Annotated in this window: 15 protein-coding genes and 1 pseudogene; 5 read left to right on the forward strand and 11 right to left on the reverse strand. The window is 67.2% G+C overall.

All coding sequences use genetic code 11. From position 1 onward, the window contains the following. Nucleotides 1-4: 4 nt before the first annotated feature. The gene (locus OO67_RS24300) at nucleotides 5-2326 is read left to right on the forward strand and encodes a glycoside hydrolase family 78 protein (RefSeq protein WP_051709742.1); all 2322 of its coding nucleotides are present in this window, start codon (nucleotides 5-7) and stop codon (nucleotides 2324-2326) included. 83 nt (nucleotides 2327-2409) lie between these two features. On the opposite strand, the gene OO67_RS24305 is transcribed toward OO67_RS24300, so the two are convergent. From OO67_RS24305 to OO67_RS24335, 7 genes are all read right to left on the reverse strand, one after another. Next, nucleotides 2410-3462: a LacI family DNA-binding transcriptional regulator gene (locus OO67_RS24305; protein WP_033303451.1), complete on the reverse strand. Its 1053-nt coding sequence runs from the start codon at nucleotides 3460-3462 to the stop codon at nucleotides 2410-2412. Nucleotides 3463-3664: 202 nt separating this feature from the next. Further along, nucleotides 3665-4711 (reverse strand): family 43 glycosylhydrolase, encoded by a 1047-nt coding sequence (locus tag OO67_RS24310; RefSeq protein ID WP_033303453.1) that lies wholly within the window; start codon nucleotides 4709-4711, stop codon nucleotides 3665-3667. Nucleotides 4712-5077: 366 nt separating this feature from the next. After that, a complete protein-coding gene (locus tag OO67_RS24315) occupies nucleotides 5078-6184 on the reverse strand; it encodes a Gfo/Idh/MocA family protein (RefSeq protein WP_033303455.1) in 1107 nt (368 codons plus the stop codon). Further along, a complete protein-coding gene (locus OO67_RS24320) occupies nucleotides 6181-6777 on the reverse strand; it encodes a hypothetical protein (protein ID WP_208861078.1) in 597 nt (198 codons plus the stop codon). The genes OO67_RS24315 and OO67_RS24320 overlap by 4 nt, the downstream gene beginning before the upstream one ends. Nucleotides 6778-6779: 2 nt before the next feature. Then, entirely contained in the window at nucleotides 6780-7667 is an 888-nt protein-coding gene (locus tag OO67_RS24325) for a carbohydrate ABC transporter permease (protein WP_078598224.1), read from the reverse strand. Continuing rightward, the gene (locus tag OO67_RS24330) at nucleotides 7664-8635 is read right to left on the reverse strand and encodes a carbohydrate ABC transporter permease (protein WP_167748672.1); all 972 of its coding nucleotides are present in this window, start codon (nucleotides 8633-8635) and stop codon (nucleotides 7664-7666) included. Before OO67_RS24330 ends, OO67_RS24325 begins: the two co-directional genes overlap by 4 nt. 54 nt (nucleotides 8636-8689) lie before the next feature. After that, complete coding sequence (locus OO67_RS24335; protein ID WP_033303459.1) at nucleotides 8690-9991, reverse strand: ABC transporter substrate-binding protein; 1302 nt, start codon at nucleotides 9989-9991, stop codon at nucleotides 8690-8692. Between the two features lie 195 nt (nucleotides 9992-10186). Between OO67_RS24335 and OO67_RS24340 the strand changes: the two genes are divergently transcribed. The 4 genes from OO67_RS24340 (at nucleotide 10187) to OO67_RS24350 (ending at nucleotide 16384) form a co-directional block, all read left to right on the forward strand. Then, on the forward strand, nucleotides 10187-11218 hold the full coding sequence (locus OO67_RS24340) for a LacI family DNA-binding transcriptional regulator (RefSeq protein WP_063746169.1): 1032 nt from the start codon (nucleotides 10187-10189) through the stop codon (nucleotides 11216-11218). Nucleotides 11219-11707: 489 nt separating this feature from the next. Further along, the gene (locus OO67_RS38705; RefSeq protein ID WP_157841724.1) at nucleotides 11708-11848 is read left to right on the forward strand and encodes a hypothetical protein; all 141 of its coding nucleotides are present in this window, start codon (nucleotides 11708-11710) and stop codon (nucleotides 11846-11848) included. Between the two features lie 794 nt (nucleotides 11849-12642). Then, nucleotides 12643-13941: an ABC transporter substrate-binding protein gene (locus tag OO67_RS24345; protein WP_033303462.1), complete on the forward strand. Its 1299-nt coding sequence runs from the start codon at nucleotides 12643-12645 to the stop codon at nucleotides 13939-13941. 448 nt (nucleotides 13942-14389) lie between these two features. Continuing rightward, nucleotides 14390-16384 carry a polysaccharide lyase family protein gene (locus OO67_RS24350; RefSeq protein WP_033303464.1) on the forward strand — a complete coding sequence of 665 codons (1995 nt, stop codon included), beginning with the start codon at nucleotides 14390-14392 and terminating at the stop codon, nucleotides 16382-16384. 421 nt (nucleotides 16385-16805) lie between these two features. Here the strand turns inward: OO67_RS24350 and OO67_RS24355 are convergent, their stop codons facing one another. The 4 genes and pseudogenes from OO67_RS24355 to OO67_RS41010 form a co-directional block, all read right to left on the reverse strand. After that, on the reverse strand, nucleotides 16806-18026 hold the full coding sequence (locus tag OO67_RS24355; protein ID WP_033303466.1) for a hypothetical protein: 1221 nt from the start codon (nucleotides 18024-18026) through the stop codon (nucleotides 16806-16808). 424 nt (nucleotides 18027-18450) lie between these two features. After that, a complete protein-coding gene (locus OO67_RS24360) occupies nucleotides 18451-20496 on the reverse strand; it encodes a beta-galactosidase (protein WP_051709746.1) in 2046 nt (681 codons plus the stop codon). 94 nt (nucleotides 20497-20590) lie between these two features. Next, nucleotides 20591-22462 (reverse strand): annotated as a pseudogene (locus tag OO67_RS24365) (rhamnogalacturonan lyase); the annotation flags it as partial. Beyond that, nucleotides 22423-23019 carry a rhamnogalacturonan endolyase family protein gene (locus OO67_RS41010; RefSeq protein WP_483025048.1) on the reverse strand — a complete coding sequence of 199 codons (597 nt, stop codon included), beginning with the start codon at nucleotides 23017-23019 and terminating at the stop codon, nucleotides 22423-22425. The pseudogene OO67_RS24365 and the gene OO67_RS41010, both read right to left, overlap by 40 nt. Between the last annotated feature and the right edge of the window lie 157 nt (nucleotides 23020-23176).

Below are 23176 nucleotides of genomic sequence, written 5' to 3' on the forward strand. Positions count from 1 at the left end.
CTTCATGACTCTCTGGCACGGGCGATTCATCGCCGCCGACAGCACGACCCATGACGCACCTCTCCTACGTCACACGTTCACCTCGGAACAGTCGCACGGCCCCATTCAGCAAGCGACGCTCGCACTCTCCGCACTCGGTGTGTGCGAAGCGTTCGTCAACGGGGTGGCCGTCTCCGACGATCTCCTCACCCCCGGGTGGTCCAGCTACGAGTGGCGGGTCCGCTACACCGAACACGACGTCACGCCCCTTCTCGCCCCCCGGTCGACGATCGGTATCGCGCTCGGCAACGGCTGGTACCGCGGCCGGCTCGGATGGGGCGGGGGCGCGGAGAAGTACGGCGACGAGATCGCCGCGTTCGCACAACTGCGCATCCGCTACGCGGACGGACACGAACAGGTCGTCGCGACCGACTCGACCTGGCGCAGCGGCGCAGGACCGGTGACCGCCAACGATCTCTACGATGGACAGAGCATCGACGCTCGCCGGGCCGACGGCGCCTGGATGCTCCCCGGCTTCGATGACAGCGGCTGGCAGGGGGTGCACGTCGTCGACGCCGACCTCGGCATCCTGGAGCCGTACATCGGCCCGCCGGTTCGTCGGCAGGAAGAAATCGCGCCGGTCGACGTGTTCACCAGCCCGAGCGGTGCGACACTCGTCGACTTCGGGGTGAACATCGTGGGCTGGGTCCGTGCCCAGGTCACCGGTGCGGCGGGATCCGTCGTCACACTCCGCCACGCGGAAGTGCTGGAGGCGGGCGAGATCGGTGTCCGCCCGCTCCGCACGGCCAAGGCGACGGACACCTTCACCCTCAGCGGCGGAGAAGACGTCTTCGAACCGACGTTCACGTTTCACGGCTTCCGCTACGTCGAGGTCACCGGATGGCCCGAGGGCGCGACGTCCATAGCGGACGGTGGCCTCACAGCGGTGGTGATCGGCTCCGCGCTGCGCCGCACAGGAACGTTCAGCTGCTCCGACCCGCTCCTGAACCAACTGCACACCAACGTGGTACGGGGCTTGCGCGGCAACTTCGTCGACGTGCCCACCGACTGCCCCCAGCGCGACGAACGGCTCGGCTGGACCGGAGACATCTCCGTGTTCACCCCCACCGCCTCATACCTGTTCGACGTGAAGGACTTCCTGCGCGACTGGCTTCGCGATCTCCACCTCGAACAGGCAAACCGCAACGGCCTCGTCCCGGTCGTGGTGCCGGACGTGATGAAGAAGATGCAGCTGCCGCCCGGCGTGCCGGAGGTGGACTCCACGGCCATCTGGGGCGACGCGGCCGCGTGGGTGCCGTGGGCCCTCTGGCAAGCCTACGGCGACCCGGTCGTTCTGGAGGAGTCGTTCGACGCGATGGCTGCCCACGTCCGCCGTGTCCGATCGCTCCTCTCTCCCACGGGTGTGTGGGATGCGGGTTTCCAGTTCGCGGACTGGCTCGACCCCGACTCCGATCCCGCCCAGCCCTGGATGTCGAAAGCCGACAACGGCGTCGTCGCGACCGCAAGCGCCTACCGAAGCGCCGTCATCACCTCGGACACAGCGGCCGTCTTGGGACGAACAGCCGACCGGGAGGAGTTCAGGGAAATGGCCGCGGGCCTCCGCCGCGCGTTCCGCGAACAGTACGTGGATGGCGAACGCATCCTCAGCGACTGCACCACCGTCTACTCCCTCGCCATCGTCTTCGGCCTTCTCGACGACGACGAAGCCACATGGGCCGGGGCCCGACTCGCCGAACTCGTCGCGGAGAGCGACTACGTGATCTCGACGGGGTTCGCCGGCACCCCCTTCGTCACCGACGCCCTCAGCCGCACCGGACATACCTCCACCGCCTACCGACTGCTGCTGCAGAAGGAATGTCCCTCCTGGCTCTACCCCGTCACCATGGGCGCGACCACGATCTGGGAACGCTGGGACTCCATGCTCCCCGACGGATCCATCAACCCCGGCGAGATGACCAGCTTCAACCACTACGCACTCGGGTCGGTCGCCGACTGGATGCACAGAGTGGTTGCCGGCATCGCGCCGCTGGATCCCGGCTACCGCCGTATCCTCATCGCCCCGCAGCCCGGGGGCGGGCTCGACTGGGCCGAGAGCGAGCTCGACACCCCGCACGGGGTTGCTCGTGTCCACTGGTCGTCGACGGCCGGAACCATCGAACTCGACCTCACCGTACCCAGCGGGAGCACTGCTGTCGTTCGCTTGCCGGGGCGCCCTGAGCACTGCGTCGGGCCGGGCAACCACACCTTGACGGCAGAGGCAGGAGACGTGACAGGCAGACCAAGCTCGTGGCAGCGAGAGCGAGAGGTACCTGAGGCCACACCGTGACCACGCACACGAGACATCCTCGCTGTCTGTGTCGTGTAACAGGCGGGCCGCCGTGGCATCTCGAGGATTCCCAACCTGCATTGTCATAGCCGATGCTGAAGACTGGAGTGTGCGTCTCTCGCGGCGGTGGAACGTCTCACGGCCAGCTCGGGCGTCAGGACGACCTGGACGTGGTCGTGCTCACCGTCGGGAAGCGAGGTCTCCGCCTCCAGCAGCCGAACCGCTGTGGCACCCACCATCCTGCCTGGACGCTGCAGTGATGTGAGAGGGACGCTTGCCGAGGACGCGTACGCACTGTCGTCGCAGCCGACCAACGCCACATCACTCGGTACGCGCAGACCGGCTTCGTTCAGTTCATGCAGCACTCCCAGGGCGAGCAGGTCATGGGCGCAGAACAGGGCGGTGGGCCTGTTCGTGACGTTCAGCAGCCTCCTGCCCGCGCTCCTCCCCGCGGCCACGGTCATGGCTGGGCAGTCCAATTCCCTCAGAGCGGTGGCGGGCAGACCGGCGTGGGCAACGGCCTCGAGCGCACCCGCCCGACGTCGAGCAACCTGCGGAAGATGGGGCGGACCGCTGATGAAGCCCACGGAGCGATGGCCGGCGGCCAGGAGATGCTGGACGGCCAGCCGTCCGCCGGTGACGTCGTCGATGGCGACGGAGCACACACGCGGACGCCCCGGCCGTGCGTCGTGGTCCATCAGGACGCACGGGATGCCGGATCGCGGCAGGGCCGCCATGAAGTCATCGGACGTGTCCGCCGGCGTGATCAGTACGCCTCGGATCTCATGTTCCGTCAGTAGGGCGAGGCAGCGCGCTTCTTCAGCGGTGTTCCGGGGACTGGTGTACACCATCACAGCCAGCCCCGCCGCGCGAGCTGCTTCTTCCGCTCCTTGGACGAGGGTCATGCAGTAAGGGTTCGTGAGGTCGTGGACGAGTACGGCAATGATGCGTGAGGGCTGTCCACGCAGAACTCGGGCATTTTCGCTGCGGACGTATCCGAGGCGCTCTATGGCTGACAGCACACGATTGCGTGTGTGCACGGCAACGATTTCGGGCCTGTTGAACACGTTGGAGACCGTGCCGGTGGACACGTCGGCTTCTCGGGCCACGTCCGCGATGCCCACGCGCGGTTTCACCTTGACGTACTCCTCGCTACCCGTCGGCTCGTGCCGCCCGCCACGTAATTCCTCACCGAAACCACCGCCTTGCCCCGGGAGGAGCCTGCGGCCGTACAGCGGTGGCCGGCCATGAGGCAGGCCGGCCACCGTCCCCGTGCCTCGAGACGGCCCGAGGCTTCCTCTCAGCGGATGTCAGGTTCCGCGGAGTGCAATGCTGGGGTCACTGCGGTTCGACGTCTTCGATCCGCCATTCGTCCTGCCATTCGATCACCGGCGTCTCGCCGTCGAAGCGGATGGGCAACCACACGTAGTCGGCGACCGAGGTGTCGGGCTCCGGCAGCGGCATGGGCGCGACGCTCCGGCCGGCCTCCTTCGCGGAGTAGTGCTCGTGGAAGGGCCCGTCCCGGTCGGACTCCTCCTCCGACAGTTGCGGAAGCCACCGGTCCGCGAGGGCTATGTAGAGGTCCTCTTGCGTCGGGTGCTTGAAGACCGAACTGATCTGGGACCGGTAGGAGGTGCGGGTGTCGGCCTGCGGGTGGGGGTTTCCGATGACGGTGTAGGGCCCGTGATAGGTGTCCGCCACGGCCACCTCCGAGGGGTTGGGGTAGTACCACGTCGTACCGGAGGTGATCAGGTAGTGCTTGCCTTTCCTCCGGAAGTACGCGGGTGCCTCGCGTACCAGGGGAGGGTGGGGCTGCGGGAAGTGCGTCGAGTAGTACCCGGTGACGTCTGTGAAGTCGTCGGTGAGGTCGGCGCAGATCATCTCGCTGTGGACCCGCTCGAAGTAGTAGTAACCCTTGCCGTCGACCGGATCGACGACGAGGTCGAAGTCGCCGGCGAACATCCCCAGCGGGCTGAACCCCGTACGGACGATCTCGTAGGGCCCCAGCAGGGAGTCGGCGGTGAGGACGGTGCAGAGCTGTTGGTCGCCCTCCCCCATGATCTTGAGCCAGCAGACGTACTTCCCGGTGCGCGGGTTGCGGACGATGTGCGGGCGGTCGATCAACTGCGAAGGGTGCAAAGGGGATTCCGGATCGTCGAGATCCGGAGGGATGACAAGACCGAGATCCGTCCAGTTGTAGAGATCGGTCGAGGAGTAGCACCGGATCCCCCACGTCCAGACGTTGTCGCCCGGTTTCGAGTGCTCCTTGTTCTCCCCGTACCAGTAGTAGGTGCCGTTCTCGTGGAGCAAGGAGCCCGCGTGCGCGTGGATGCGGTTGCCGTTGGTGTCCAGCCAGATCTGGCCCGGACGGATGGAGTCGTACATTCCCTGCTCTTTCTTTGCGGCTGTCGTGGACGGCATTCCCGTGGCAGCGGGATTGCTGGAAGTCGGCGCCGTCGCCGGTCAGAGTGCCGTTGACACTGACGCGGCGGCGGTCGGGGTCGGTCCGAGTCAGGTCCAGTTGTCGGCCGTCGGCCCCTCGGCGGGGCTCACTGGCAGAGGGCCAGGACGATCTCGCCGTCTTAGGTGAACCCGGCCGGGAACGTGAGGTGGGAAGCCGACGGTGTGCTACCGGGCGGCGAGACGATGAGAACTGCTGTCTTCCGTCCTACGGGACGGCAGCGGTGAGCCGATCTTGTTGCCGTCGGGGGGCAACGGCATCACGGCAAGGTCCTGAAGACCGAAGCCGCATCAGACCGCCCATGGCTCGCCTAGTTCCGCGAACGTCGCCAGTTGCTCGGCGGACGCCCGGACGGCTTGCTCCACGCCCGGGATGTGGGTCCGGGACCCGTCACCTTCGTGTGCGAGCCATCGTTCGCTGATCAGCCGGGGTTCGGGCGTGGCATTGATGTGCTCGAGGACCCGTGTGAACGCACCGCACGCCGCGATGTCGCTATGGAGTGGGACCCCGTCATCCAGGTGCGCGAGGAGGTTCTCCAGCGGGGAGGTGCGACCGTGGTGTTCGCGCTGTCCGTCCAGCAGCAGGAGGTCGCGCGTGTAGTGCAGCTCAGCTCTGCGCCGGGTGCCGTGGACGACGATGACGGGTTCCGCGGGCGTCCGGGCGGCGAGGGTGACCGCGACGGTGATCACCGTGTCGCGTGCGGTCCTCAGCCTCAGACATGAGGTGTCGTCGACCTGGATGTCGCGGACCCGCAGGAGTTCCACGTCCAGGTCGGCAATGTCGTCCCATCCGGTGCTGCGGTCCAGGGCCAGAGCCGTGGCCACGGCGTGGGCGAAGGGGTTGGTCAACGCGCCGTCGGCGACCGGAACGCCGTTGAGCTCCCGTCGGCCTGCCCAGGCCGAACGCTGGTAGTACGCGGCATCACGCGACCACGCGCCGTAGCAGCCGATGCCCCGGATCTCTCCGAGTTCCCCGGCGGCCATCAGCTCGGTGAGCCGGGTGCAGGCCCCGGAGCCGAGGCTCTGGAAGCCGACCTGACAGCTCAGTTCCTCGTGCCGGGAGAGCGTCAGGATCTCCTGCCACTCTGCGGCGCTCGGGGCGGGCGGCTTCTCCAGCAGCAGGTGGCAGCCCGCGTGCAGTACCTGCCGGCTCAAGGGCAGATGGGTGTGGATGGGAGTCGCGACGACGGCCAGGTCGGGGCTGGTACCGGCGAGAAGGCGGTCGAGTCGGGTATCGAAGGGCCGGTCACCGAACTGCTTGCCCGCGTCCGGGCCCAGGGGCTGCAGATCGCACAGCCCCACGAGCCGGACGAGCCCGCGTGCTTCCAGCTGGGCGATCTCACGCAGGTACGTGGCTCCGTATCCCGACGCACCCGCGAGCACGATCCTCCGGGTCACTTGGGGCTCCTTCCTTCCACGGCAACCGCGGCAAGGACGAGCAGGCCGGGGAGGATCACCGTGAACGCGGGCACCTCGAAGGCCACGACGCCGAGCACCACGACGGCGCCGACCAGCATCAGGCTGCCCTTCCAGTCGCGCGCAACGGACTCGGCGGCACCGGACAGGGCGGCGCGCCAGGCCGTGCCCGGCCGCCATCGCGCGGCGCTGCGGAGACCGACGAGCACGACGAAGATCAGGGCCAGAGCTGTCAGTACGCCTACCACCCGCCCTCCGGGCACGCCGGCGGCCAGCGCCAGCAGGTCCAGGCCGGCCACCGCGACCGCGGCGGTGGGGGCGAGCAGGGCGGTCGGCTGCCGGAGGGACTCGACGAGCAGCGCACCGAAGCGCCGCACGGTGGGAGTCCGCTCCGTCTCGGTCATCTCACGCAGCAGAGTCGCGCCGGCACCAGCCGCAGCGAGGGAGGTCACCAGAGGCAGTGAGGCGATGCTCACCAGGACACCGATGAAGAGGACCTCGGCGGGCAGCTCCAGATGGCGCATCAGGCCGGTACGCGGCTCACGGCCGGCGACCCGTGGGGCAGTCGTCTGCATGGTCAGCCCTTCAGACCCGAGGTGGAGACACCGTCGACGAGGAAACGCTGGAACGCGACGAAGAAGAGTCCGATGGGAACGAGAGCCAGAACCGACATGGCGAACATCGGTCCGAAGGCCGACTGGCTGGTCTGGTCGACATAGATCTGGAGGGCCAGAGGCAGAGTGAACTTCGACGGGTCGTTCAGGTAGATCAACTGGCTGAAGAAGTCGTTCCAGGTCCAGATGAACGTGAAGATCGACGTCGTGATGACGGCCGGTCGCAGCAGCGGAAGGATCACGTACCAGAAGGTGCGGAACGGGCCGCAACCATCGATGGTGGCGCTCTCGTCCAACTCCTTGGGAAGGCCGCGTACGAACTGCACCATCAGGAAGACGAAGAAGGCTTCCGTGGCGAAGAACTTCGGCAGCACCAGCGGCCAGAAGGTGTTAACCATGTCGAGCTTCTGGAAGATGATGTACTGCGGGATCAACACGACGTGATGCGGCAGCATGATCGTCGCGATCATGAAGGCGAAGAGCGGCCCTCGCCCGCGGAACTTCAGCCGGCCGAAGACGTACCCGGCCAGCGCGCAGGACAGGACGTTGCCGATCACGGCGAGGCCGGAGACGAGCAGCGAGTTGCCGAAGTACTGCCAGACGCTGTAGCCGGCGACGCCGCCGAACACCTGGCTGTAGTTGGAGGTCGTCCCGTGGTCGGGGAGCAACGCGAGGTTGGACAAGACCTCGTCGGCCGGCTTGAAGGAGCTGGAGACGAGCCACAGCACGGGGTACATCAGCACCAGGACCAGGGCGGTGACGGCCACGTGCCACAGGACGGTGCGCACGGTGAGCCCTCGCCGTTCCGTGCCTGTGACGGAGGGGGCAGGGGTCGCTGCCTGGACGCTCATCGGGTTCCCTCCCCGGCGTAGAAGACCCACTTCCGCGAGCTGCGGAACAGCAGGACGGTGATGATCGCGATCACGACGAGGAGCACCCAGGCCATGGCGGAGGCGTAGCCCATCTCGAAGTTGTTGAAGCCGCGCTGGTAGAGGTACAGCGTGTAGAGGAGTGCGGAGTCGCTGGGCCCTCCGCGTCCGCTGCCGATGACGAAGGCCCCGGTGAAGGACTGGAACGCCTGGATGATCTCCAGGACGAGGTTGAACAGCAGGACAGGAGTGATCATGGGCAGTGTGACGGAGAAGAAGCGCCGGACAGGACCGGCGCCGTCCAGGGCTGCCGCCTCGTACAGCTCGTTGGGTACCTGCTTCAGGCCCGCGAGGAAGATCACCATCGGTGCGCCGAACTGCCAGATCGCCAGAGCTATCACGGTGAGCAGTGCGTAGCGGGGCTGGTCGACCATGCTGCCGATGTGGATGCCGAAGATGCCCAGGAAGTCATCGACCACACCGTTGGATCCGAACAGGGAACGCCAGACGAGGGCCACACTGACGCTGGCCCCCAGGAGGGACGGCGCGTAGAAGGCGGAGCGGTAGAAGCCTGTTCCGCGTCGCGGCTTGTTGAGGAGCAGCGCGACGCCCAGCGCCGCGGCGAGCTTGAGTGGGACGGAGACCAGCGCGAACTTCAGGGTGACCCATACGGAGTTCCAGTAGCGGTCGTCCTGGGTGAACATGCGCTCGAAGTTCTGCAGGCCGACCCACCGGGGGGTGTTGAAGAGGTCGTAGTCGGTGAAGGCCAGGTAGAGCGAGGCGAGCATGGGGCCGACGGTCAGCAGCGAGGCGCCGATGAGCCAGGGGGACAGGAAGACGTATGCTGCTCCGCTCCGCTGTCGCCGGCGGCGCGGTGGTCGCGCCTGCGCTTCGGGCACGGGGGCCTCCGCTCGCTCTCCCTTGGAGCGAGCCTGTGCGATGGTTGGCATCGCGTGATCCTTTCTGCGCCTCGCGGTCGCGGCCGACCGCGGGGGACGCATGTCTTACTGCCCGAGGGACTGCTTGGCGTTCTCGACGACCTTGGCCGCGCCCGCGGACGCGCTTGACTTACCGAAGATCACGTCGTCGTAGACCCGCTGGAAGTCCGTCTTGACGGCCGAGCTCCCGCTGGGCCACAGCCAGGTGTCGGAGGGGCTGAGCCTGTCCTTCACCTTGCTCTGGAAGTCGCAGGTCTCCTTGTCGGCGCCGGTCGCCGAGGCGCAGACACTGGCCGCGACCTCGGAGTTGGGCGGAGTGCCACGGGTGGTCCCGAGCACCTTGCCCGCCTCGGAATCGTTCAGGATGAAGTTGAGCAGCAGCGCGGCGGCCTCCTTGTGGGAAGAGGTCTTGGCGATGCCGTAGTAGACGGGAGGCAGGGCGGCCATGCCGGATTCGGTCTTGCTGTCGCTCGGCAGCGGCGCGTAGCCCAGCTTCCCCTGGTAGGTGGACACGTAGCTGGTCACGCTGGAGTCGTATGCGATCTCCGATCCGGACTCCTTCGCCACGAGGGCTGAGTTCTGCGCCGAGCCGTCCATCTTCGTGGTGTCCTCGGCCGCGGTCACGCCCTTCTTCTGCCGCATCGACGCCAGCATGCTCCAGTACTGCTCGAGATCGTCCTCGGTGAAGCCCAGCTTGCGGTCGCTGGTGTAGAGCTGCTTGCCGTTCTGGTGCAGCCAGCTCTCGAACCAGTCGATCGCCCAGCCGAAGTCGGTGGTGCCCGCCCTGCCGCTCTCGGCCTGGACCTTGGCCATGTCGGTGGCGAACTGCTTCCAGGTCCAGCCGTCCTCGGGGACGGTGACCCCCGCCTTCTCGTACAGGTCCTTGTCGTAGACGAACAGCTGCGTAGTCAGGCCGGCCGGCATCGCGAACTGCTTGCCGTCGGCCTCGCCTCCCGCGAGGAGGCTGTCGGAGATGCCGTCGGTCTTCAGCGTCTTGCCGACGTAGGGGGTGAGCTCGGCAAGCTGGCGCTTCTGCTGGTACTCCCCGAAGGTCGGACGGTCCAGCTGCAGCAGGTCGGGCGCGTTGCCACCGGCGATCTGCGTGGTCAGCTTCTGCACGTAGGCGGGGTAGCCGCTGAACTCGGTCTGGACCTTGATATTGGGGTGTTCCTTCTCGAACCTCTTCACCACCTTCTCGGTGGCTGCGGCCCGGTCCTCGTTGCCCCACCACACGAAGCGGATGGTCTGCTTCGCATCGCTGCCTACTTCGTCCGGCGACGACGAACACGCGGTGAGCGTGCCCGCCAGGGTGAAGGCGGCTGCGGCCAGCACGCTCCAGCGGCCCGGACGGGGGATGCGACCTGTCATGGCAGTCCCTTTTTGTTTCGACGGTGAATCGGTTGAATGAGCGGGAGGCCCCCGTCCGTTCATGGGCGAGTTCTCCGGTCCCGTGAACGCTCACGTGAACGCTCACGGTAGGCTTGCGGAGACGTTACGTCCGTGAGTCGGCAGCGTCAATAGTTGGCAAGAGTGTGACGAGTTGACCAACCGTGCACCTGCATAATGAACGTCGTCCATCAGCGGGGAGAGACAGTGGCCAAACAGCGGATCACGATCGAGGACGTCGCCCGAGCGGCAGGAGTCTCACGCCAGACAGTCACGCGGGCCATGAACGACATGGCGGAGATCAGATCCGAGACCCGGCAGCGTGTGCTGGAGGCAGCAGAGGCACTCGGGTACCGCCCGAGCCGGTTCGCCAGCAACCTCGCCTCACGCCAGAGAAGTCACGCAATCGGACTGGTGATCGCCTCGTTCCGCAATCCGTACTACACGGAACTGGCTGCGGAGGTGCTGGACGTCGCCACCGCGCGCGGCTGGCAAGTGGTCGTGTGCTCGCGCGAGCAAGGCACCGATCTTGAACTGATCTCCACGCTGGCCGGCCAGGTCGATGCCATCTTCGGCTACTTCGTCACCCCCGACCAGACCGCCCTCGCCGCCGCTGCCCGGGGGGTCCCCGTGGTGATGTTCGAGCGAACGGCCGCCGTACCCGGCCTGCACTCGGTCGACCTCGATTTCGAGCAGGGGATCGAGGCACTGCTGACAGAGCTCAGGAACCGAGGCGCTTCCCGCTTCGGCCTCATCGAGTCCGACGCCGCGACGGATCCCAATCCCTATCAGCCCACACAGCGCCGGCGCGCGTACGAAAAGCTCGCGGGCGCCCATTCCCTCGACTCGATCGTCGTGGCCGAGGAGTCGATGCGCGGCGGCGCCGAAGGTTTCCAACGGTTGTGGAACGCCTCCCCCGGACTCGACGCGGTGCTCGTGTTCAACGACCTCATGGCCATGGGAGCAGTTCACGGCGCGCACACACTCGGCGTCTCCATCCCCGCCGACGTGCGCATCGTGGGGATCGACGGGCTCTCACTCGGCAGCGTCACGACCCCCTCGCTGTCCACGCTGTCCATCGATCGACTCGCCGTCGCGAAGACCGCGGCGGACATTGTCGACACTTTGCTGGAGGCACATGACGCCGGGCCGCACGAGCCAATCGTCCGCACGGTCACTCCACAGCCTCTGTGGCGAGAATCCGCCTGACGACCTGGTCGCCGACCACCGGGGGCGGGGGGTTACGGTCATCACACCGGCCCGGGGTGCACCGCCAGGTACGCCCTTCCATCGCTGACCACCGGCCGTCGAAGCACGAACCGTTGGCGCACCTCCACGGCCAGGCGAACCGGAACGTCGCCGAGCGGCCCCGCACCGGCGGCGACCGGCGGCGCAACAGATGTCGGAACCGCACCGGCGCTATGAATGCCCGCAATGCCGAGTACGTCCTGGTCTCTGTCGGCGTTGCCGAGGCCGTCGTCTGTTGCCGTCGGCTCACCGCACGGATCCGTTCTCAGCCGGCCGAAGCCGAGGGCGGCCTATCCGTGGTGCCAGACCTCAGCCGGAGTGATGTCCCACGAGGTGCCCGCGATTCCCCCAGTACCGAATGCCCAAGCCTCGCTCCAGCGCGCGAGCCTCCATCTCCGCGTCCACCTCCGACGGCACACGGCCTATCAGGCGGATGCCCTGGAACGTGACTTGGAACCCGTCAACGAGCACGCAGGTCAAGCCCACGCCTTCGACCGCGGGTCGGCCATCGGCCGACTCGACCCTGCGGAACTCGACCCGCCACTGGGCACGCTGAGTGTTCCCGCGCTCGATCTCGCTCTCCTCAGTTGAAACCCACGTTCCGCCATGGCCATGACGACCTCATGGTGTTAGGCGGTCAAGCTCAGCGGTCCGGGAGTCTGGCGAGGCACCACCTCCACTGCTCCCGCTCCGCGTCCACGAGCACCACCCAGTAGTCCCCGTTCGCCGCCTGATGAGCGTCCGCACGAGGCTCTCGACACAACCTGATCCAGCGCTCCAGGATCAGCGCCTCAGCCCCATTTCCGGCTCGCTCCTTCTCGCCCCCGACTGCGCGGGTTTCTTCATCCGGGACCAGGACGTCTCAGCCCCCGGAACACCGGTAAGCCGTGGCCGGCCAGCGGAGCGGCGAGCCCGGCATGGCGGAGAAGCTGATCGCCCACGGCGCACCGACGGACCACCTCCGCGTCAGCCGCACCCTGGCGCCGCCGTCGCCTACGGTGATCACGCGTACTCCCAGTTCACCGGGGGGCGCTGCGGTTGCGGTAGTCCAGCAGGTCGGCCGCCACCAGCGAGCCATCCTCCCCTCGCGGGCGGTCTCGTCACCCCGACCACCCCCGCTCCGCCCTTCGCGACCGAGCTGAGCGGCCTCCATCGAAGCGGCGAGAGTGGTCCGAACCGTCCAGCCTGACCGTCGGGGAAGCTCTCGACTTCGCCAACTCGCACCTCTGTCCAAACTATTGACGCTGCCGATGCACGGACGTAACGTCTCCGCCAATCTTCCGTGAGCGTTCACGTGAGCGATCACGGAACGGGGAGCCATACCCGGTCGCAGCGAGGAACTCCCCCCATCTCACCTATTCGCCGTCGAATCAAGAGGGACTCCCATGAGAGGTCGCACCCCCCGTCGGGGCCGCTGGAGCGTGCTGGCCGCAGCCGCCTTCACCCTGGCGGGAACGCTCACCGCATGCTCGTCGCCGGACGACGTGAGCAGCGACTCCGAACAGACCATCCGCTTCGTCTGGTGGGGCAACGAGGACCGAGCCGCAGCCACCAAGAAGGCAGTGGCACTGTTCGAGAAGAAGCATCCCAACATCAACGTCCAGGCCGAGTTCAGCGGCTACCCCGCCTACGTGCAGAAGCTCACCACGCAGATCGCCGGCGGTGCCGCACCTGACCTGCTGCAGTTGGACCGCCCCACCTTCGGCGAGTACCAGCAGAAGCGGCAGCTTGCCGACCTCTCGCCGTACGTAGGCAAGTCGCTGAAGACCGACAAGATCCCCACCAGCCTCCTCGCCGGCGGCAAGGCCGACGGCAGGCAGTACGCCATGCCCGCCGGCCTCACGACCGAACTCATCGTTTTTGACGAGGAGTTGTTCGCCAAGGCCGGGGTGAGCATTCCAGAAGAAGGCTGGACCTGGGACCGGTTCGCCGCCGACATGGTCAAGGTGCAGAACAAGACCGGCCGCGCCGGCGCATCGGACTTCGGCTGGTCCGCAGACCTGTTCGAAGCATGGCTGCACCAGCGGGGCAAGGCCCTCTACGCCACCAACTCGAAGCTCGGCTTCACCAAGGATGACCTCGCCGAGTACTGGAGCATGCTGGGTTCCTTGCGTCAGAAGAAGGCCATCACCCCACCCGAGGTGACCACCAAGTCGGACGGCTCGGTACAGAACTCCCCCATGATCGCCAAGGAATCGGCCTCGGAGACCTCGTACGACTCCGGCGTGTCCAGTTACGTGTCCAGCTACCCGGGCGCTATCGGACTCGCACCCCTCCCGAGCGACAGCACGACTGCGTCCGGCATGCCCGCTCTGCCGCCGGTGTACTACGGGGTCAGTCAGCGCTCCTCCCACAAGGAAGCCGCGACCCTGTTGCTGGACTTCCTGGTGAACGACGCGGAAGCCAGCAGAACACTGGGGACGACCCGCGGCACGCCACCCAACTCCGACAACAAGGACGCGGTCTGCGCGCAAGCCACCGGCCCCGACAAGCAGACATGCGACTTCCAGACGAAGGTTGCCGACCGGCTCATGCCCTCGGATTCCTGGTTCTGGCCCAGCGGCAGCGCCGCCCTCAAGTCCGACTTCCAGCGGGTCTACGACGACGTGATCTTCGGAAAGACCAGCGCGCCCGCAGGCGCGGCCAAGGTCGTGGAGAACGCCGAGCAAGGTCTGGGCCGCTGAAGCCCGCCCCCCCCAGGCCTCCCACGGCCTGGGAGAACCGACGATGACGCCGAAGAGGTCGTAGCCGGGGCAGACCAGGCGCAGCGAGGCAGGCAAGGGCCGACGTCGGACAGCGAAGCACCGACTGCACCACATCCACAAAGCCCGTCCATGGGCGCGGGAGCCGGACATGCCGTGGCGTCGGCCGAGCGACTCGTGAGCTCACGGCGCGCACCATCCGCGGGTGGCGTGTCCCCGCAGGCCGGCGTTCCAGCGTCGCTCGCGCGACCGTGACCGGAGGCGGCCGCGGCACCCAGTGGCCTGCTCCTGCACCCCCGGGCCGCCCTCCGGCCCACCGGCGAGCCGGCCGCACGAGGCTGCCCGGCCCCGGCCCCACTCACGTACCGGGCCGCGCTGCCGAAACAAAGCCCAGCTCCTGGGCGACAACGATGTTCGAAGGGAAGCAACCATGCCCAGCCCCATCACCCGACGCGGTGCGCTCGGTCTCATCGGCGCAGCCACCGGGACAGCAGCCCTCTCCCTCCCTGCGGCCACCGCGTTCGCCGCGAACGCCGGGAAGACCACAGACGGGCCCGGCGTGACGCTCGTCGACAACGGCACCACAGTCACGCTCGCCAACGGCATCATCCAGTTCACCGTCGTCAAGGCCAGTGCAAAGATCACCGATCTCCGCCTCCTCGCCAGCGATCACGGGAACGGCGACACCAACCTGCTCTCAGGGCGTAGCGGCAACGGCTACACGCCCATCAACTACTCCGGGGCGACCGTATCCGTCGGCCTGAAGAACGCCTCCTTCAGCGTCGTCACCGAGACGGCCGACCGCGTCGAGATCTCCATGCTCGACAACGACCCCTCGCTGCTGGGCTTCTACCTCGACATCCGCCTCGTCCTCGAGCGCGGGCGATCGGGCCTGTACAACTACTGGATCATCAAGTACCCCGAGACCATGCCCGACGGCCTCTCACTCGGGCAGCTGCGGTACGCCTACTCCGCCGACGACCCGGCCTTCCGGTGGTTCGTCGTCGACGACGACCGCGGGGTCCAGCGGCGCCCGACCGCGGAGGAATTGGCAGGCGGGGTCACCCTCCAGGACTCGGTCTACGCCCTGCCCGACGGCTCCATCTACTCGAAGTACCAGAACAAGTCGAATCTCGAAGGGGACAGCAATGTCTTCATGATGTCCAACGGCCGGGTGGGCCTCTCCCTCATACAGGCCAACAAGGACTGGTTCGGCGGCCCTACCCGCCAGGAGCTGACCACTCACGACTACTACAACGGCATGATCCTGCTCTGGCACCCGGTGTCCAGCCACTACGGCATCGATGTCCAGCCGCCCAAGGGCTGGGAAAAGGTCTACGGCCCCTCCTACCTCCACATCGGCGAAGTCGCGGCCGGCGACGAGGAGACGAACGTCGCCACCCTCTGGGAGGATGCCAAGCAGACCGCTGCGCGGGAACAGGAGTCCTGGCCGTACCGGTGGATCACCGATCCCACCTATGCCGCGACCACTCGCTCCACCGTCAGCGGCAAGATCGTCGTCTCCTCCCGCGGTCCCGCCGACAACGGCTGGGCGCTCCTCTACCAGCCTGAGCCCGACCGCGTATGGCAGAGCGCCACGCTCGACGGCAACGACTGGCAGCACAACGGACACGGCTACGTCTACTCCGCGAAGATCGGCACGGACGGCCGGTTCACCATTCCCGCCGTCCGGCCCGGCACCTACACACTGGCCGCCTTCTCAAAGGGCGTCCTCGGCGAATACCGTCGCCCTGGTATCAAGGTGCCGGCGGCCACAGCCGTCAGCACAGGAACCCTTGTCTGGGCCCCGACCAGCCACGGCACCACGCTCTGGCAGATCGGCACCCCCGACCGCTCCGCCCAGGAGTTCCACATCTCCGGCGGCAGGAGCGGCTACAGCGACACCCTGACATGGCTGGAGTACCCGTACGACTTCCCCGAGGGGGTCGACTTCAAGGTCGGCGTCGACGACCCGGCCACCGACTGGAACTACTTCCACCCCGCCGTCAGGACGCCGGGCACGCCCACCCAGCTGGCGTGGCGCGGAACCACGGCCGACAGCTCACTCGAGACCTGGAAGATCCGCTTCGACTCCAACGGCTACCGCCGGGGCACCGGCTATCTCGACATCCATCTGACCGGCGCCGTCTTCGGCACACTCGCCGTCACCCTCAACGGCACCGAGATCGCCTCCTTCACCCCGCTTCCCGGTGTGAACCGTGACGCCTGCAGCTACCGGCTGGCCGTCCGCGGCATGCACCGTCAGCTGAAGACCATCAGCTTTCCCGCCGGCCTCATCCACCGTGGCGAGAACGTCCTCGCCCTCGCCCCCGCCGCCCCGGCAGAAGCGCCCACGTCCGACAACTGGATGCAGCCCATGGCGGGTGTCATGTACGACACCATCCGCCTCCAGGTGCACCGCTGACGCCTGATCCTGGCCCCTGCGGGTGCCCCTCGGCGCAGACGAGCGGGCACCCGTGCGCAGGACGGACAGCACGTCCGCAGGACCGTCGTCCGGTCGTCACTGAAGCGACGGCGGTGCTGCGAGTGCTCCTGACTGCCGGGCCGCAGGCATCACCATGCCCGTGAGGGCCGCCACGGCCGCGTCACGATCCGCGCGGCTGGTTGCGGGCGCAGCACTCGGTGGCCGCCCTCCGCCGAGTCACCGTCCCTCCAAGGCCACGAGGGACCCGACCTGCCCTACCCGGTCGGGTCCCTCGCAGGGTGGCGCGAGCCGCTGGTACTCGACTCGTGCCCTACCGGACGGCCCCGGTGAACCCACCATGTCCCATGAGCGCCGCGGGCCGGTCGACCGACCGGCCCGCGGCGATGGATCCCGTGAGGGATCAGCAGACGTCCTTTGTGGTGTTCACCAACTCGACATCCTTGATGACGGTGTTCTCAGCACACGGGCTCTCTTCGATGAACGAGTCGGTCACGGTCAGATTTCCCAGGGTGACGTCGCTCGTGTTCGCGAATTCGTCGCGGGCCGCGATCCGGATGCCTCCAGCCCCTGAGACGGTGCCGCCCTCCGCCGCGATGGTGACGTTGTAGCAGTTCTCCACCAGGACGGCGTTGTTCTCGGTGTCAGCGATGTCGACGCGGTCGATCACCGCTCCCCCGCTCTCGGAGACGCAGAAGATGCCACGCCCGCCTCCCCGGGCGATGACCCGCTCGACGTGGATGTTGGTTTCGTAGCTGTCACCGATCCGGCCGTTCCGATTGGCCATCCGGAAGGCGGCGTAGCCGGTTCCGGAGCCGACGTTCTCGGCGTCCACCGTTCCCACCTCGGCGTTCGTGGTGGTGTTGAGCAGCAGGCCGGCTTCACCCACGTCGCGGGCTGTCACCGTACCGATGGTGACGCCGTCCAGGCCTGCGGTTTCGACCGCGTTGGAGCTGGCGCCCGAGACATGGACGTTGTCGATCCGGGTGTTGGTCGCAGGGGCGGTCTTGCTGCCGTTGTCGATCCTGATTCCCAGGCCGCCGCTGAGGCGCATGTCGATCTCCCCCAGGGTGAGGTTGCTGACGCTGCGGAAGAACATCCCGTACATCGGCGCACCGGTGATCTTGGCGTGCTGCACTTCGACGTCGGTCGTGTCCCTGGAGTAGATGGGCCCGGTGTCGGTGGCGACGGCGCCTGTCGCGTGTATGGTGCCGCAGACGTCCAGGACGGTGTAGCTGGGCAGCTTGAGCCGCTCCGATGCGCTGATCGTCCCCGACCCCAGGACAACCATGCGCTCCTTGGTCGTGCGGTTCGGCGTCAGGCTGTCCAGGCCGGCGCTCATGGCGGCGAACATGTCGTCGCCCGTGTAGAGGACGGTGTCGCCGTGACGGGCCTTCCAGGTGTCCCCCGTCTTCGCGACCTCCGCCTGGAAGGCGCCCGCCCCGCATTCCTGCGCCTGCGCCTCGGCCGGTGACTGTGACGCGGCGGTTTGCTCCTCTTCGTTGCCGAAGGCGTTGCTCTGCACCGCCGCGGTCGCCGCCACGACAGCCAGTACCGTGGCACTCGCCGCCGTGATCGACATGGTCTTACGCCGACTCCGGTGCTGATTCCTGTGGTGTCGCATGATCCGCGTTCCTTGCAGTCGTGGAGGGATGTGGGGTGCGGGATGTCCGTGGGGGCGTGCTGCTGCACGTCCGCACCCTGTGCGGTCAAGGATCGCCCGCCCGCTCGGCGGTCGACCTGCCACGGTGCCGGGCGTCTGCTGCGGCCGCCTCCTGACGAGGGACACGGCACTGCTCGGCCCGGCCGGGACCAGGAGGGCTCCGCTCCCGGGGCACTTGGTTCATCTCACCTTCCGGCGACCGTGCGGTCGCGTAGGTCCGATCCCTTACGCACGGGTGACCGACGCGCACGCCTCAGGTCACAGAAAACCGGGCGACCTCATGCGTGATGTGGGTCTCACCACGCAGGGAGAGGAACGGCGATACGCAGGCCGGCGGCGTTCGTGCTGGAGGGCTCGCCGCGTCGTTTCGCCCGCGAACCGGCTGTCAGATCGTCGTCGCAGACGGTGCCGGCCGCGGGAAGAGCTCGACGAGGTCGGAATCGAACGGGGCGAGCGTGAAGCCGTCATCAGCATGGGCGTGGTCATGCAGCACACTGCGCGACGGGCCGGGCGTGGCGATCGCTTTGCTTTCGCCCTCAAGGTTTACGTACAGCAGGTGCGTAGCGTCGATGGCCCGTGCCAGAACGCCCGGCGGCACCGTGAGGTCGGGGCGGATTCCCCTCAGCTCGAGCTCGGAGTCGAGGACGATGTCGATGAGCGCGCGCCGCGCCGGAGCACCGACGTAGATGGCGCGGCCCTTTCCGTAGGCGTTGACCGTGACCACCGGGTAGTCGCGGTCGAGTCCGACTGCGGAGGCCGCTACGCGTGCCGTACGAGGGTGGATCTCGTCGATGCGCGGGGCCTCGACGCGAAGGTGTCTGTCCCCGTGGACGATGTCCAGCTCCTCGCCCCTCAGTTTGCCGCCAGCCAGCTCGTTGAGCACATGCGGCTCCTGGTAGGACCCGATCCTGATGCCGAACACGTCGCCGAGGAGGCCTGGCCTGGCGGTGGCGAAGACTTGGCCGGTCACATCGACCGAAGCGGAGTAGGAGGTCATGACGGCCGTCCCGCCGTCGGCGACGAAGCGCCGTATGCGCGCTGCCGATTCCTCGTCCATGAGTGCGACGCCCGGGAGGAGGAGGATCTGGTACTGCAGGCTGCTGCGGCTCACATCGACCACACGCTGGTCGAGATTTCGATCGAGGACCGCGTCGAAGCACGTCTGGAGCTGGACGTCGTGCTTCTCCGGTAGGAAGGCGCTCGCGAGCTGGCTCGGAAAGGAGAAGGCGAGTCCGATCTCGGCCCGTGACCGGTAGGGGAAACCACAGTCCTGGATCTTGGCGAACTCCTTGGCGAGTTGGCGGTACTCGTCGCACTTCCGGTTGGGTTCACCGTCCCAGTCCACCATCCCCTGCAGGTACTGCTCCTCTCCGCCGTGCATCGTCTGCCAGGTCCAGCCGCAGACCATCTGGTTTCCCATGAGCAGCGATGCGTAAGCGCTCTTCCGCACCGAGCCGGGGGCCGCGGTCATGGTGGTGAACTCCGTGCACCAGAAGGGGGTGTCGGCCTCGAGACGAATCCGGGCGATCCCGAGCAGGGCTTCGTGGAGGCCGGTGTTGTCCACGAGCGACGGCCCCGGGTAGAAACCCATGCCGTCGCGGTCCATCCTTCCTGAATAGGCGATCTCCGCGTAGTCGAAGTAGCGCCCGGCTTCGGTGTAGTACCAGGAGTTGCCGGTGCGGTGGGCTTCGGGCGCATTCTCCTCGACTCGGCTGATGACAGAGAGCAGGAATTCGTTGATTTCACAGGAGACGAATCGCCGGAAGTCCAGCAGACGTTCCGGGGCGCCCTCGGTCCTGCCTGACACCGGTAGTCCGACTTCGTCGAAATCGCCGATGCGACGGGACCAGCGTTGTCCTGCCCAGGCATGGTTCAGCTTCTCGACGGTGGAGTACCGCCCTCGCAGCCAGGAGACGAAGCGGGAGCGGACCGTCTCGGAGTACGAGTACGGTCCGTCGCCCGGTTCGTTGTCGACGCCGAAGGCCAGCAGTGCCGGGTGAGCGGCGTAGCGGCGGGTCAGTGTGTCGGCGAAGCGCAGGGCGTGTTCGCGGTACGCGGGGTCGCCGACATCGACCATGTAGCGGGTGTTGGGGTACAGCCGGTTGCCGGTCGAATCCGTGATGCTGATGCTCGGGTGTTTCCGGTGCAGCCAGAGCGGGGCCGGCCGGACGGCGATGTCGAGGATCACCCCTATTCCCGCGTCGTGCATCAGATCCATGACGTCGTCGAACCAGGTGAACTCGAACTGGCCGTCCGCGGGTTCGAAGCTGTCCCAAGCCAGGTGGCCGAGGCGTACGACGGTGAGCCCGGCCTCCTTCATCATGCGGACATCGCGTTCCCACTGCCGTGGATCCGAATCGTGCGGATGGTAGTTGGCTCCGACATACAACGTGGCGGGCGAGGACTCACTCCGCTCGGCCTGATGGGTCATCAATAAGCTCCTGTGGCTTCCGGTCCTGGAAATATGCGTCTCCCACCTCGGGAGCACATCGGTTGACGATCACTCGCCCGCCGGTGGCTTCTGCTCAGCGCCGGCGACCGGGGGTCGGGACCTGCGCCCAGTCCATGTCGGAGGCAAGATAGAAGCTGGTGTAGGAGGGCTGGTTGTAGGTGGTCTGCTGGCGTGCCACCTCGACCCGGTACTGCGGGTCGTGCATGAGCGTGTACAGCTTGTGGTCGGTCAGCTCGGTGCTCGTGTAGATCCGCATCGCGGAACTGTCCCGCGTTGCCAGGAGCATTTCCTCGCGCCAGTCGCCCAGGACGTCAGCGACCAAGGACGGGTGCTTGCCGTTGACGGTTGTCGCGCCTTCGGCGGTCAGCAGTGTGTCTCCCCGCCCGTTCACCAGGGTGGGCGTGGTGTAGTCGCCGTAGAGGTCGCCTCCCCTGATGATCTGGGTCGTCATGTCGCCCGCCCATCGGATGCTGTGATTGGTTCCGGGCCCGGAATCCCCGATCCGCTCCCCGTTCGCAGCCCACAGCCCAAGTGGTGTGCCGCTGGGGCCGGGGTCGCTCGACCATGCCTCGTAGCCAGGGATGCCCGGGTCGATGTCGCCCACCATGCCGCGACCGACGTCGTAGCCGGCGAAGCCGCCCCACAGCGCCTCGCCCGTGGCCGCGTCACGCATCGCATAGCCGTACGGTGCACGAGCGTCCTCGTGCACGGTGAATATCTCCAGGCCCGGGTGCTGCGGGTCCAGGTCGGTCACGTGCATGGCGTCGCCATGCCCCAGTTTGGCGAGTTCACCCGGTGCCTCGCTGCCTTCCGGCAGGACGTCGTAGGAGCTGTAGAGCAAGTCGCCGTCGTCGTCGACGGTGGCCGAGCCGTAGACGATCTCCTGGCGCCCGTCTCCGTCGACGTCCGCCGCGCTGAGCGAGTGAAATCCCTGGGACGTCAGCCTGCCGTACTCCGGGTCGGTGCCCTCGACACCGTGCGGGCGATCGTTGAACGGGTTGGCCATCGGGGCGTGCCCGCTGTCCACGTGCCACTGCTCACGCAGTTTCCTGCCGTCCCAGCGATAGGTGACGATGGTGGCACGGGTGTAGTAGCCGCGGCTGAACACCGCCGAGGGATGACGGCCGTCGAGGTAGGCGACGCCCGACAGAAAGCGGTCCACTCGGTTGCCCGGCTCGATGTTCGCCATCGCGTAGTCGCCCCACAGCAGCCCGTCGTCGCCGCGTGGCACGGGGTATCGCTCCGTATCCAGTTCGGCACCGGTGGATCCGTCGAAGACCGTCAGGTACTCCGGACCGTCCAGGATGAAGCCCTCGAAGTCGCGCAGCTTGTTGCGGCTGGAACGGGCCGGGGCGTAGACGTCGATGAAGTAGTCGGCCAGTTCCTCGGCATCGGTCCGGGACAGCGGATACCTGAATGACAGCTCGTCCTCGGCTCCCAGTGCCCTTTCGATGGTGGCGGGCCAGTTCCCGCCCACGACCTCGGGGTGCTCGTGCCAGCCCTGGAACATTTCCACCAGGTGGTCGTGGTAGCTCTCGGCGCTGAGCCGGTAGTCGTCCTTGTGGGAGTGGCCGGCGCGGACGTCGGCACGTGGCATGGTGACGTACTCCCGGCTCGTGGCTGTCCCGTCCTTGGCGTATCGGGTGATCGAGGTGCCGGGCGCCGTCTTCATCATCAGCTCGGCGCGGCCGTCGCCGTCGAAGTCGTAGACGGGGAACTGGGTGTAGTGCGCGCCGGAGCGGATGTTGACGCCGAGGTCGATGCGGTACAGCAGGGTGCCGTCGCTCTCGTAGGTGTCTATGTAGGTGTTGCCGGTGTAACCGACCTGCGATACGTCCTTGGAGTTGGACGGCTCCCACTTCAGGACGTACTCGTAGGCGCCGTCCCCGTGCACGTCGCCGACGCTCATGTCTGTGGCTTTGTAGGTGTACTTCTCCCCGGCCGGAGTGACACCGTCCGCCGGCCTGCGCAGGGGGACTCGTGGTAGCCCTTGGCCCACGGTGATACGGACGCACTCCGGTCGGCCTCTCTGCCGGCTTCTACCGCCGCCACCTGGTACTCGCTGTCCGGCGAGGCGTGTTCATCCAGGTAGTTGGTGCTGCCGGTGACCGTCGCGACGCGCTTGCCGTCCCGGTAGACGCGGAAGTCAGCGCCCGCCATCCCGGTGGCCGTGTGGCCGGTCACCTCTGACCCGAGCAGCCGCCAGCTCAGAAAGACCCCCTCGTCAGTCGGAACGGCCGTAAGCCCTCGGTCGACCTCCTCCATACGGGGTCCACTGTGGCCGCCCCGGTCGCGGTGCGCCTCGTCACCCACGGCAGGCCCGCCATGAGCCGCGGCCAGCAGGAAGACGCCCGCCGTCAGCGCACAGGTCAGACTCCGCCACCGCCTGCTCCCGCCTCGGCTCCACCTTCTCCTGCTGCCCATGGTGGTGGCCTCTCGTCGGTGCCATCGAGACGTGGTTCCGCCATCACGCGACATTGCCGCGGCTCCGCGTGCTTTCATCCGGCGCCTCCTCGGGCTGCCATGGGGGTCCGTGAACGCTCCCGTGAACGTTCACGATCGATGCACGAAGACGCTACGGCGGTGTTACATGGCCGTCAAGACGTGTCACAGCGGCAAGGATGCGTCGCTGGGCGATGGCGAGACTGCGCATCACCGC

Origin of the sequence: Streptomyces atroolivaceus (assembly GCF_000717025.1) — a bacterium.
In the GTDB taxonomy this organism is placed as follows: domain Bacteria; phylum Actinomycetota; class Actinomycetes; order Streptomycetales; family Streptomycetaceae; genus Streptomyces; species Streptomyces atroolivaceus.

Bases quoted from the DNA above. Each gene is read 5' to 3' on its own strand.
- OO67_RS24310 (WP_033303453.1), bottom strand. From the start codon at position 4,711: ATGTACGACTCCATCCGTCCGGGCCAGATCTGGCTGGACACCAACGGC.
- OO67_RS24330 (WP_167748672.1), bottom strand. From the start codon at position 8,635: ATGCCAACCATCGCACAGGCTCGCTCCAAGGGAGAGCGAGCGGAGGCC.
- OO67_RS24340 (WP_063746169.1), top strand. From the start codon at position 10,187: ATGAACGTCGTCCATCAGCGGGGAGAGACAGTGGCCAAACAGCGGATC.
- OO67_RS24355 (WP_033303466.1), bottom strand. From the start codon at position 18,026: ATGCGACACCACAGGAATCAGCACCGGAGTCGGCGTAAGACCATGTCG.
- OO67_RS24325 (WP_078598224.1), bottom strand. From the start codon at position 7,667: ATGAGCGTCCAGGCAGCGACCCCTGCCCCCTCCGTCACAGGCACGGAA.
- OO67_RS24300 (WP_051709742.1), top strand. From the start codon at position 5: ATGACTCTCTGGCACGGGCGATTCATCGCCGCCGACAGCACGACCCAT.
- OO67_RS24335 (WP_033303459.1), bottom strand. From the start codon at position 9,991: ATGACAGGTCGCATCCCCCGTCCGGGCCGCTGGAGCGTGCTGGCCGCA.
- OO67_RS41010 (WP_483025048.1), bottom strand. From the start codon at position 23,019: ATGAAAGCACGCGGAGCCGCGGCAATGTCGCGTGATGGCGGAACCACG.
- OO67_RS24345 (WP_033303462.1), top strand. From the start codon at position 12,643: ATGAGAGGTCGCACCCCCCGTCGGGGCCGCTGGAGCGTGCTGGCCGCA.
- OO67_RS24350 (WP_033303464.1), top strand. From the start codon at position 14,390: ATGCCCAGCCCCATCACCCGACGCGGTGCGCTCGGTCTCATCGGCGCA.
- OO67_RS24360 (WP_051709746.1), bottom strand. From the start codon at position 20,496: ATGACCCATCAGGCCGAGCGGAGTGAGTCCTCGCCCGCCACGTTGTAT.
- OO67_RS24320 (WP_208861078.1), bottom strand. From the start codon at position 6,777: ATGCAGACGACTGCCCCACGGGTCGCCGGCCGTGAGCCGCGTACCGGC.